The 11,237-nt window shown below is 63.3% G+C and carries 9 protein-coding genes and 1 pseudogene; 5 read left to right on the forward strand and 5 right to left on the reverse strand.

What is annotated here, in order from left to right:
* Positions 1-30 precede the first annotated feature (30 nt).
* Entirely contained in the window at positions 31-1,674 is a 1,644-nt protein-coding gene (locus WBG79_RS24480; protein ID WP_337360102.1) for a recombinase family protein, read from the reverse strand.
* 227 nt (positions 1,675-1,901) lie between these two features.
* On the opposite strand from WBG79_RS24480, the gene WBG79_RS24485 reads away from it, so the two are divergent.
* From WBG79_RS24485 to WBG79_RS24495, 3 genes and pseudogenes are all read left to right on the forward strand, one after another.
* On the forward strand, positions 1,902-2,888 hold the full coding sequence (locus WBG79_RS24485; RefSeq protein WP_337359863.1) for an ABC transporter substrate-binding protein: 987 nt from the start codon (positions 1,902-1,904) through the stop codon (positions 2,886-2,888).
* 582 nt (positions 2,889-3,470) lie between these two features.
* Positions 3,471-3,716, forward strand: coding sequence for an adenylate/guanylate cyclase domain-containing protein (locus tag WBG79_RS24490; protein WP_337359864.1), 246 nt, complete (start codon positions 3,471-3,473; stop codon positions 3,714-3,716).
* 74 nt (positions 3,717-3,790) lie between these two features.
* A pseudogene (locus WBG79_RS24495) lies at positions 3,791-3,961 on the forward strand (transposase); the annotation flags it as partial.
* On the opposite strand, the gene WBG79_RS24500 reads toward WBG79_RS24495, so the two are convergent.
* The 3 genes from WBG79_RS24500 to WBG79_RS24510 all read right to left on the reverse strand — a co-directional run bounded on the left by WBG79_RS24500 (position 3,960) and on the right by WBG79_RS24510 (position 7,626).
* Complete coding sequence (locus WBG79_RS24500) at positions 3,960-5,738, reverse strand: adenylate/guanylate cyclase domain-containing protein (RefSeq protein WP_337359865.1); 1,779 nt, start codon at positions 5,736-5,738, stop codon at positions 3,960-3,962. The pseudogene WBG79_RS24495 and the gene WBG79_RS24500 sit on opposite strands and share 2 nt — an antisense overlap.
* Before the next feature lie 792 nt (positions 5,739-6,530).
* Entirely contained in the window at positions 6,531-7,136 is a 606-nt protein-coding gene (locus WBG79_RS24505) for a trimeric intracellular cation channel family protein (RefSeq protein WP_337359866.1), read from the reverse strand.
* 4 nt (positions 7,137-7,140) lie between these two features.
* Entirely contained in the window at positions 7,141-7,626 is a 486-nt protein-coding gene (locus tag WBG79_RS24510) for a MarR family winged helix-turn-helix transcriptional regulator (RefSeq protein WP_337359867.1), read from the reverse strand.
* Between the two features lie 134 nt (positions 7,627-7,760).
* Between WBG79_RS24510 and WBG79_RS24515 the strand changes: the two genes are divergently transcribed.
* Both WBG79_RS24515 and WBG79_RS24520 read left to right on the forward strand, forming a co-directional pair.
* Positions 7,761-9,089 (forward strand): MFS transporter, encoded by a 1,329-nt coding sequence (locus WBG79_RS24515; protein ID WP_337359868.1) that lies wholly within the window; start codon positions 7,761-7,763, stop codon positions 9,087-9,089.
* A gap of 74 nt (positions 9,090-9,163) precedes the next feature.
* The gene (locus WBG79_RS24520) at positions 9,164-10,318 is read left to right on the forward strand and encodes a M20 aminoacylase family protein (RefSeq protein WP_337359869.1); all 1,155 of its coding nucleotides are present in this window, start codon (positions 9,164-9,166) and stop codon (positions 10,316-10,318) included.
* Positions 10,319-10,438: 120 nt separating this feature from the next.
* On the opposite strand, the gene pcaD is transcribed toward WBG79_RS24520, so the two are convergent.
* A complete protein-coding gene (pcaD, locus tag WBG79_RS24525; protein WP_337359870.1) occupies positions 10,439-11,236 on the reverse strand; it encodes a 3-oxoadipate enol-lactonase in 798 nt (265 codons plus the stop codon).
* Position 11,237 lies beyond the last annotated feature (1 nt).

Consider the following 11,237-nt stretch of genomic DNA (forward strand, 5'->3'; position numbering starts at 1 on the left):
GGGGTGGAGCAGCCCGGTAGCTCGTCAGGCTCATAACCTGAAGGTCGTCAGTTCAAATCTGGCCCCCGCAACCACCTTAGTTTGACGCCCCGAACCGCAAGGTTCGGGGCGTTCTCTGTTGTCCACAGCCGAAGCTCGAGCCCCCGCGGACAACGCCAGGATTGTTGCCAGGTCGCCGCTCAGGACAGCATCGAGGCGGCCGTCGGCGCGAGGGCTCAGCGTGACCGTCTCGATCATCGAGCGCAGCAGCTCTCGGGCTTCGAAGGCGTTGGCTCCTTCGAGCGCGGACTCCAGCGTCTCGACCTTGCGCCGATAGGCATCCGCCAGTCGGGGGTGGGTTAGAAGCGCTAAGACCTGGCCGTCGTTGGGTTCGCGTCGGGATTGGAGGTCGGTCTCTTGGGACCGCAGGGTCGCCAGCCGGTCCTTGAACGACGGTTCATAGAGACCATCCTCGATCGCGGTCACTAGGTTGGCAATCTTGCGCCGGACATCCGCTAGATCGCGTTCACAAGCGGCAGTCTGCTCACCCTTGGTCCGGCGCGCGCTCTCAATAGCCTTGCGGACTTCCTCGATGAAGATGACCAGGAGATCAGGAGCGAGCAGGCGCTCCTTCAAACCGACCATAACCCGTGCCTCGATCTCGTCACGGCGGGTCGTGATCGCGTTATCGCAGACGCCTTGGCGGTGATGGCTGGCACAGCCGAAGCGGTTCAGCCCGATGACGCTGTACACGCCGGCGCAAGCGCCGCAGCGGAGCTTGCCTGAAAGGAGGTAACGCGGCCCTTTGGCCCGGTTGAGGCTGGACCGGCCGTCGCTGTCGGGAATGGCTGCGGTCCGTGCGGTGCCCTGGCGTACCTTAACGCGACCCCAAAGCTCTCTGTCCACGATAGCGAGATCCGGGACGTCGACGACTTCCCATGCTGAGGTCGGGTTGGGTCGGGCGACGCGCTTGCCGGTCTGCGGGTCCTTGACGTAGGCGCAGCGGTTCCACTCCAGCCGTCCGACATAGAGGGCGTTGTTCAGGATCCCGGTGCCGCGGGTGGGCTGTCCGCGTAAAGTCGTGTTGGACCATGGTCTGCCACCGGGGCCGGGTACCGAGCCCTGGTTCAATTCCTTTGCGATCAGCTCAAGTGTCTTGCCGACCGCGAAATCCTGGAATATGCGGCGGACGACGTTGGCCTCGGCGGGTTCGATGATGCGTTCGCCTCCGGAGGGAATGCGGCCCTGGAGCACACGCCCGAGCTGGCCGCGCCGGGTCTTCTCGCCGAGGTCCTTCAAGGCGATCTGGGCCATCATGCCCATGACGGCCACATGGATGGTCGTGATCTCGCCGAGGCTCGGCGTGAACAGGCGAATACCGTTGAAGGTCAGGATGTCCTGAAGATCCGCGGTGTCAGCAAGGCGGCGTCCGAGCCGGTCGACGGCCTCGCAGACGACGAGGTCGAACTCGCGCCGGTTTGCCGCGGTCCGGAGCGCCTGGAATCCGGGACGTTGTCCCGAGGCTCCGCTGAGAGCTGCATCGGAGAAGGTGCGCTCGAAGCGCCAGCCCTGCGCTTCGATGTAACGCCGACAGATCTCGACCTGATCGGCAATCGAGGACTCGCGCTGCAGGTCGGACGAATGGCGGGCGGAGACGACCGCGCGGATTGGCAGGCTCCTTGTGGTAGGCGGCAGGGTAGCTCAGACCGATTCGGTCGGAAACTCCGGAGTTTAGCCGTAACCGAGATCACACTAGGATGGAGCCTGGCTCCTCATTCCCCCCCCCCCCAGAGGTAATCCGCGCGGCGCGTGAAGGGCATCGATGAAAGTGTGTAGGCGTGCTTCGGCAGAAGCGACACAGGGTGTCTATGAAGCCACCCGTGTCGAGTGGTAAGGTCGCGAGCGTTGGCCTGGGGTCACCGATGAAGCGGCGCGCCTTTCTCACGTTGTTCGGCAGCGTCGCAGTGGGATGGCCCCTTAATGCGAGCGGCGCGCAAAAGCGAACTGTTCCCATTGTCGGCGTCATATACCCGGGCTTCAATAATCAGCCCGGGACCGATGGATTTTATAAAGGGCTGCAGGATCTTGGCTATGCTGAAGGTCTGAACATTGCTGTCGAGCGGCGCTTTGGTGAATGGAAGCCCGAACGCTTCGTGCAACTTGCAACCGAAATGGTTCGGCTCGAAGTTGATGTCATTGTCGTAATGAGCACCTCGCCTGCTCACGCGGTCAAACAATCAACCCGCACCATCCCTATCGCGGTAGGAGGCATGGCTGATCCGGTCGAGGATGAGCTAGTTGCTAGCCTTTCACAGCCCGGTGGGAACATAACTGGTAATACGTTCCTCGGGCCGGAACTAATACTGAAACGCATGTCTTTACTCAACGCTATTGTGCCTCGTATATCCCGCGTTGTAGCGTTGTTCCATCCGTCAGCTTATGGCAAACGAACAATGGACGGAATGCTTAAGGAGACAGCGACCGCAGCTCAGTTGCTCCGGCTAGAATTGGATTTTGTTCCCGCGAATCAGCCAAGTGACCTTGACGGTGCTTTTGTTCGTATGCTCCAGGCAGATGCTGGGGCTGCTATTCAACTGCCGAGCCCGATGCTATTCGGTGCCCATCGTCAAATTGTCGAGGCAGCTAAGCAATTCCGGCTACCCTTTATATATGCCGCTAGGGAATTTGTCGAGAAAGGTGGACTTATGTCCTATGGCGCAAGTCAATTTGACATGTTCTATCGTCTTGCGACATACGTAGATAAAATACTTCGAGGCTATCGCCCTGCGGAACTTCCCGTCGAGCAACCGACGAAGCTGGAATTCGTCGTGAACCTACAAGCTTCGAAAGACCTTGGTCTGACCATCGGCAACGAATATCTCTCAATGGCTGACGAGGTGATCGAATAGGCTGGCGGACGGATGACTTGCGCTCGCTCTTCGCCAAGTACCTGACCGTCCTTTTCCTCTCCGTCGCGGTTCCCTTAACGGCCAGTGGGATCGTCGAGGCCTGACTTGGTCGAGGCCCGTGGAGCTGCAAATCGTATCAGAAACTTAGTGCAAGAGACCTCGGATCAACTCGCGCCGTCACGGCATTCCGAGCCGACGCGGAACCATTCTGGGCATGGTGGGGCTGTCTTGGGATTGGGCTCTCGCTCCGCGGCCGGGCAGACGCCCGGAATGCCCGTCATCGAAGTACGCCTGCTGGCCCGTTCACCGCCCTCACCGAGGCCTTTCGTGCCGGCATCGCAGTCGCTCGTCGCGCCGGTCTCCGCAACGGAATGTACAAAGGCCTGGCGTGATCCTCGTGAGGCGAAAGCGCTTTTGATCTCCTGTCGCGCCTCGATTGGGGGAGGCCCGGGCGCGACGGACTCGTCGGTTGAGCCGAGTTCGGGCCTGCATGATCGGATCCGGGCGGGGATGATCGGCGACGCTCCGGCGCCGTCGTGGTAGGATACCTGCGGGGCGGCAAGCGGCAAGCGCTCTGGCTCCATGCGGATCCTCGAGGCCGTCGGCCGGGAGGCCGAGCCGGACGGAACGAGGCTGGCTGCGCGGGTGGGGGTCGCCACGGCACTGGTCGTCGTGGGCGACGTCGTCGGGGATGGCGCGGCTCGCGAAGTGGCGGTGATCGAGGAGACACCGAACCTCGCGGCCCACCTGCAGGCGATCGCGGCGCCCGGCGAGGTGGTCATCGCCGACCAGACCCGGCGCCTGGCGGGCGACATGTTCGTGCTGTAGGAACTCGGCGAAACCCCGATCAAGGGGTTCGGTCATCCGGCGGTGTGCCACCGGGTGCTTCGGGAACGGCGGGAAGCGCCCGCGAGATCGTCGGGCATCTGCGCGAGCTTTACGGCATCGAGGTCTCTCCCGACCTCGTCGGCGCGGTCACGGACGCGGTGCTGGAGGAGATCGCCGCTTGGCAGAGCCGGCCGCTGGAGCCGGTCCATCTGCTGGTCTTCTTCGATGCCCTCTGCGTCAAGGTCAATCTGGCAGACCAGCCAACTTCAACCCCTCGCAAAGGTTGCTTATTTGAAGCTGTCCTAGAGGCGGAAAAGGGAGTGCGCTAATGCTCCGTCCAGGTATTACAGCAAACAACCCCAGCAACGCTTCATCGGCCCCTGCCTTGTCTCGCAAACGAGCTTGACTAGCGGCAAGGACCACCCAGGCGATCCACCAATTTCCTCGACGTGCAACTGCATGCCGGGCCCAGTCACGAGCAGTCTGGAAATCACCTTTGGAATAGTAAGCCAACGCCAAAGCGGTATATCGGAAGAAGATGCTTGGATCGCGCGGATTGAGGCGGATAGCAGTTTGTGCGGCGCTGATTGCTTCATCAGATTGACCCGCCCAGGCTAAGGTCGTAGCCAGGCTTCCGTAAGCGAGAGCAAAATTTGGATTGATCTCCAATGCCTGCTTATACGCAGCGACAGCCTCTTCGCGACGTCCTAGCAGGCCGATCAACACATTACCGAAAGTCCACTGTGTGTACTCGTCACGGTCATCGAGCCGCATTGCCTCGTGAGCTTCGATTATTGCTTCCTCCCGAGTTTCCGCAACATTGGTAGCGAATCCCATGTAGACCAGATGATAGCTGGCTGTCGCGATGACTTGTGGTCCCTTTGGATCACCGGGATAAAGTCGCTTAATAGATTGCCCGGTCTCCCGTGCTCTTTCTAGGTGCTCGCGTGTAAGCTGATATATTTCGCGCCAGCCGCGCGTTGAAAGTTCCCAAAGGTGTAGTTCCGGACGCTCGCGGCGCTCCGCAAGTAGTCCTTCGTTCAATATTACTTCCGTCTGAGTCGAGGCAACGACACTGCGCGTGATGTCATCCTGCACGTCAAATAATTCCGAGGTAAGTCGATCGTATCTGTCGACCCAGATATGGTTGCCAGAACATGCCTCTAGGAGGTGAGCGTTTACTCGAAGCCGCTCAGCAATGCACCGCACGCTGCCTTCCAAAATGTACTGCACCCCGAGTTCCCGTCCCACCTGCCTTACGTCAGCAGATCTTCCCTTGTATGTGAAGGTGGAATTCCGAGCGATGACCAAAAAAGCCCTGATGCGCGATAACTCGGTTATAATGTCATCTGTGATTCCTTCGGCAAAATAGTCTTGATCTGGATCACGACCGAGGTTGCTGAACGGGAGCACGGCGATAGCAGGCTTATCTACTATACGAGCAGAGTTCGGTGCATTGGATAGGCTATGCCGGGGTATAGTTGCCGAGCCCGGAAGCCGGACACGGAAAACGTGAATGGGTTCGGTGATGTTCTTCAGGGCCTTGGCTCCAAGGTCGTCAAAGCCTAGGACGAACGCTTGGCGGACACTGGCGTAGGTGGCAGAGGAGATGTACACGGCTCCGGGATCGGCGAGAGCTTCCAGTCGGGCGGCAATGTTCACTCCGTCGCCTAGCAAATCGCCATCGTGGATATATACATCGCCAACGTGAACTCCGATGCGAAGTTGAAGAGGACCTGCTTCGTTTGAGCCTTGATATACGGATCGAAGTGCCTCCTGGACGTCCACCCCGCATTGAACAGCTTTCACTGCACTCGGGAATTCTGCAAGTACACTGTCACCAGCTGTGTTGGCGATGCGACCGCCATGGTCAGCGATGAGCCCGTCAACGATCTTTCGGCAAGCCCTAAGGCTCTGAAGCGTTCCGACCTCGTCCCCTTGGACGAGCCGTGAATAGCCGGCGACATCAGCAGCAAAGATCGCCACTAGTCGTCGCTCGTTGTCATGCTCCTGCGGACACATTGTACCCTCGGAGTTAGTAGGAGTCGCGATATCGAGATGTTCTAATATAGAATTCCGGCTTGATGCAGCACGATTGCAAGCTCCTCAGTTCGAATGAGAAAGACTCGGCAACGACGGATTGGCATCGAGTCCGTGCTGATCCTGAGTTTGTCCCAAATACACATCACAGCGCCAATGACATTGAGCTGACTTTGAATTTTGTCCATCGACCCACGACGCGTGGGCGGATTGTGCGCTGACTTGCCCAGGTGTGGCAATGGTGGCGCGCCGACAAGGCAAACTTCGCCAAGACCGCTCCTTTCCCGCGGATGCACCGGATCGGCATTCGGGACTGGCTCGTTGCGCCCACAAAGGTCCGACCTTTCCACCCGTCATGGCCGTGGGACCAACCCGGGCATGACGGACAGCAAGAGTTGCGCCGGCCAGACGAGCCGGGAGGGCTAGGCCGGGCAGACGCGTAAGCTGGCGCAGCACGAAGCCGGGTCCCGGTCCTGGAGCGGCGGCAGAACACGCCTGCGGAGGCCGGCCATCCGCGCCAGTAGTGCCAATCAAGCCCCCCTGCGCAACCAGTCGCGACGACGGCGCCCAATAGGGTCCCGTCCGCGCCCAAGTACGAGGTGACGACGTCCACCCGCGGCAAGCCGTTCCAGCATCGCGACGACGACGGGCGTCGCCGTGGTGTGCGGGCGCGCCAGCCGGCGGTACAAGACGGTTCGGTCTGCATCCGCACAGCCGGGCGAGCACGCCAAGATGAGCCATTCGGCTCCAGTTCGTATGCGAGGTATGAATTGGCTATCGCGGCTCGGCCACAGGTAGATGCCAGTCGTAGCTGAGCGCGACCAACCGCAGGCCGATGGCGAGCATGGCGCCGATCGGAGCGGCGACGAAGTCCGGAACGCCGACGTGAGCGCTGAACGTGAGAAGCGCCGCGCCGGCCAGCGCCGCAAGCGCGTAGATCTCGCGGCGAAGGACCATCGGCGGACGGGCCGTCAGCACGTCGGCAGCGAGGCCGCCGCCGATCGCGGTCAGCATTCCTAGCAAGGCTGCCATCAGCGGCGAGAGACCCGCATCGAGTGCCTTCCGAGCGCCGACCACGCAGAACAGCCCGAGGCCGATCGCATCGAAGAGAGCGACCGGCCGCGACAGTCGGAGGATCCATCGATACGCGAAAAAGCAGCTCATGCCGGCGACGACCGATATGGCGACATGGTGCCAGGTCAGCAGGGCCGATACGGGCGTCACCCCGATCAGCGCGTCCCGCAGCATGCCGCCCGAGACCGCGGCCACGAACGCCAGGAAGACGACGCCGAACGGGTCCAGGCGACTTTCCACCGCGCGCGTGCCGCCGCTGAGCGCGAAGGCGAATGTCCCCATCACGTCGAGGGCCGTGAGCACCATGGGATCAGCCTCGCCCGCGCCGACGCTGCTTCGCGTCCGGGTATCGCGCCTGGAGTTCGTCGATGAACTTCGCGTCGAGCCAGTGGCTCAACTTGTCCAGAATTCGCCGGAACTCCAATCGCTCCGAAGCCGTGAGCGTCGAAAGGATCAGGGCTTCGAGTTCAAGGCTCAACGGGTCGGCCCGCTCCCGCAGTTCCTTGCCCTTCTGGGTGACATTCAGACGGAATTGGCGCGCATCCTTCTCGTCATTCTCACGCCGCACCAAGCCGGCCTTGATCAGCCTGGAGAGGATTCGGGAGGTTGCGGAGCGCTCGAAACGGGTTTGTTTCGAGAGGCTCGTGAAAGTCACGCCGGGCTGGTCGTCGATCAGGCGCAGCACCCGCAGCTCGTGAACGTCGAGCCCGAAACGACTCTCGAACAGCTTCGCGGCGGGTCCAATGGCGCCCTCCGAGATCGAAGCCAATTGGTACGTGAAGCTCTGGCGCAGCATGAACCCTCTCCCCAACCCGGTCAGACAGCCTGATTCAGGTGGACGCAAAACGCAATAATCTCTAACTGAGATAGTTGCAAATTCCAACTAATTGTGACACGGTCCCGCTCATGGCCGCCCTCCCGGAGAGGAGCGTGGCACAGAGGGAGGACAAGATGACCATGACCATGACGACCGGGGCCGTGCAGGTGACCGCAGCGCCTGCGATCGGCAGGACGCGCCTGATCGCCGCTTGCACGATCGGCAACGCGCTCGAGTTCTACGACTTCGTGATCTACAGCTTCTTCGCCGCGACCATCGGCGCGCTGTTCTTTCCGTCGCAGGATCCGACCGTTCAGCTGCTGCTGTCCTTCGCCACCTACGGGGTCGGGTTCCTGATGCGCCCGCTGGGCGGCGTCGTGCTCGGCTCCTTCGCCGACCGCAAGGGCCGCAAGGCCGCGACCGTGCTCACCCTGTTCCTCATGGCGCTCGGCACGGGCATGATCGGCCTCGCGCCGACATACGCGCAGATCGGCGTCGCCGGGCCGTTGTTCGTGGTCCTCGGCCGCCTCATCCAGGGCTTCTCCGCCGGCGGAGAGGTCGGGGCCTCCACGACGCTGCTCGCCGAATATGCGCCTCCCAAGGAGCGCGGCTTCTTCGGCAGCTGGCAGCTCGCCAGCCAGGGCGCTGCCATTCTGGTCGCGGCCAGCATCGCCTGGACCATCAACACCCTGCTGACGCCCGAAGAGGTGAAGGCCTGGGGCTGGCGCGTCCCCTTCATCATCGGCATCCTGATTGTCCCGATCGGACTCTGGCTCCGCCGTGCACTCCGGGAGACCCACGCGAACGAGTCGGATGCTCGCACCCGCGCGGTCAGCTCGCTCGGCGTGGCGCTCGGCCAGCACTGGCGGAAAATCCTGGTTGGCATCGCGCTCATCATCGGCGGCACGGCGGCGAATGCGGTGGTCGTTCTTTACATGTCGACCTACGCCATCCGGCAGCTCGGCATGGCGCCCACGACGGCGCTTTTCGCCGGCATCACGGCCGGGCTGGTGACGCTGATCGTGGCGCCCTTCGCCGGGGCGATCTCGGACCGGATCGGCCGCCGGCCCGTGATCGGCTTCTCGTACCTGGCGATCGCCCTGCTCATCTATCCGGCCTTCCTGCTGATCAACGCCTCGCCGAGCCTGCCCACCCTCCTGGCGGTCGTAGTCGTCCTCGCTTCGTTCAATGCGGGCGGCGGCGCCCCCGCGATCATCAGCCTGGCCGAGGTCTTCCCCGTCGAAGTCCGCGCCACGGGCATGTCGCTGGTCTATGCGGTCGGCGTGGCGATCTTCGGCGGCTTCGGGCAGTTCATCGTGACGTGGCTGATCGCCTCGACCGGCAGCCCGATCGCGCCGGCCTGGTACGTCATCGCCTGCTGCATGGCAACACTGCTCGCCCTCCGGGGCACGCCCGAGACGGCGCGGACGCAGCTCGGCTGACCCCGGGGCCTGCACGGTGCGTCGGCTCGCTGCAGGCCTCCTTCTCCGACGACCTGACCGCAAGGAGGCCATCCATGAATCTCGTTCCCGAGATAGCGGGCTGTTCCGCTGACCTCGCAGGCATCCGGCGCGATCTCCACGCCCACCCCGAGATCGGCTTCGAGGAGAGGCGGACGTCCGATCTCGTCGCGAGGCTCCTGACCGGCTGGGGCGTCGAGGTCCATCGCGGTCTCGGGACGACCGGGGTCGTCGGCGTGATCCGGGGAAATCGGCCGGGCCGACGTGTCGGCCTGCGCGCCGACATGGACGCGCTGCCGATGACCGAGGCCACGGGCCTGCCCCATGCCTCGCGCAATCCCGGCGTGTTCCATGGGTGTGGGCACGACGGTCACACGACGATGCTCCTCGGAGCAGGACGATACCTCGCTCAGACGCGCCGCTTCCCCGGTGAGGTCGTCCTGATCTTCCAGCCCGCCGAGGAGGGTCTGGGCGGAGCCAGGCGCATGCTGGCGGACGGGTTGTTCGATCGGTTTCCGTGCGACGAGATATACGCCATCCACAATTGGCCCGGCGCGCCGCTGGGTCGCGTCAGTCTGAAGCCCGGGGTGGCCATGGCCGCCTCCGACAGCTTCGACATCGTCGTGACGGGCAAGGGCTCCCACGGCGCGCAGCCCCATCTTGCGACCGATCCCGTCATGGCCGCCGTCTCCATCGCGCAGGCTCTCCAGACGATCGTCAGCCGCAACGTCGATCCGCTCAGGACCGCCATCGTTTCCGTAACGCAGGTCCATGCCGGGTCCGCCTACAACGTGATCCCCGACACGGCGCGGATCGGCGGAACGATCCGCACCTTCGACGAGGACGTGCGCGCGTTGGTCAGGTCGCGGATGACCGCGCTCGCGCAGGCCATCGCGTCGGGATTCGGCGCGAAGGCCGACATCGACATCCGCGATTGTTTCAGCGTGCTGCGCAACAGCGATGCGCAGGCCGAAGCCGCAATGGCGGTCGCGCGGGACCTTGTCGGCCCACTCGCAGAACTCGATGGAGAGCCCAAGTGCGGCAGCGAGGACTTCGCCGACATGCTGGCCGTGGTGCCGGGGGCCTATCTGCTCGTCGGACAGGGGGACGGTGCGAACCTGCATAGCCCCCGCTACGACTTCAACGACGACGTCACGCCCATCGGCGCGTCGCTTCTGGCGCGGATCGCAGAGCACCGCACGGCGGCCTAGAGCAAGGCCCGACCGGAGCGAACCGCTCCGGTCGGAAAAGACTTGCGCAATCAACACCTGCGAGAGCGATATCCGATCCGAACGGAACTGATATCGCTCCTAGCGGATCGGCGACGGGGTTCAGCTGCTCCCGCCGGTCCGGGCGAACGACTCTCGCAACTCCGCGCAGACACGCGGCGCCTGTTCGACGGCGAGCAGATGGGCGGCCGGGGACAGCATCACCAGCCTGGACCGCGCGATCGCCTCGTGCAGCGCCCTGGCCATCGAAGGCGGCGTGGCGGGATCCTCCGTGCCGCCGATGATGGTAACGGGCGGCGTGATTTCACCGAGCAAAGGGCGCAGGTCCATGCGGCCGATCGCTTCGCAGGCCGCGGCATAGCCGTTCCTGTCGATGCTCCGGAAGACGTCGGCAACGGCCGCGACGGCGGCAGGCGCCCGCGTCCGGAAGCCCTCGGTGAACCAGCGCTCGAGCGTGGCGCCGAGGATCTCCTGCGTCCCTTCCCGGCGCACGAGTGCGGCCCGTTGGTACCAGTTCTCGCGCGTCGGGAAGTAGGCGGTGGTCGCCATCAGCGTGAGGCTGATCGTGCGGGACGGGTAGCGCAGCGCGAACGCCTGACCGACCATGCCGCCGAGCGACAACCCAACGACATGGGCACGCTCGATGTCCAGATGGTCGAGGATGGCCGCGGCATCGTCCGCGAGGTCTTCGATCTCGTAGGCCGCGGCCGGAACGTCGGAAGCCCCGTGGCCCCGCGTGTCGTAGCGGATGCAGCGGAACTCCGCCGCAAGCTGGTCGACCACCGAATCCCACATGCGGTGGGTGGTGCCCAGCGAGTTGGAGAACAGGACCGGAGGCGCACCCGCCGGACCCTGGCTCATATGGAAGAGGCGCACCGCGCCGTTGGAAACGAACGGCATG

Source organism: Prosthecomicrobium sp. N25 (genome assembly GCF_037203705.1).
Lineage (GTDB): Bacteria > Pseudomonadota > Alphaproteobacteria > Rhizobiales > Ancalomicrobiaceae > Prosthecodimorpha.

Coding starts and splice junctions, on each gene's coding strand:
- WBG79_RS24505 (WP_337359866.1), bottom strand. CDS start 7,136: ATGGTGCTCACGGCCCTCGACGTGATGGGGACATTCGCCTTCGCGCTC.
- pcaD (WP_337359870.1), bottom strand. CDS start 11,236: ATGCCGTTCGTTTCCAACGGCGCGGTGCGCCTCTTCCATATGAGCCAG.
- WBG79_RS24500 (WP_337359865.1), bottom strand. CDS start 5,738: ATGTGTCCGCAGGAGCATGACAACGAGCGACGACTAGTGGCGATCTTT.
- WBG79_RS24490 (WP_337359864.1), top strand. CDS start 3,471: ATGCGGATCCTCGAGGCCGTCGGCCGGGAGGCCGAGCCGGACGGAACG.
- WBG79_RS24485 (WP_337359863.1), top strand. CDS start 1,902: ATGAAGCGGCGCGCCTTTCTCACGTTGTTCGGCAGCGTCGCAGTGGGA.
- WBG79_RS24520 (WP_337359869.1), top strand. CDS start 9,164: ATGAATCTCGTTCCCGAGATAGCGGGCTGTTCCGCTGACCTCGCAGGC.
- WBG79_RS24510 (WP_337359867.1), bottom strand. CDS start 7,626: ATGCTGCGCCAGAGCTTCACGTACCAATTGGCTTCGATCTCGGAGGGC.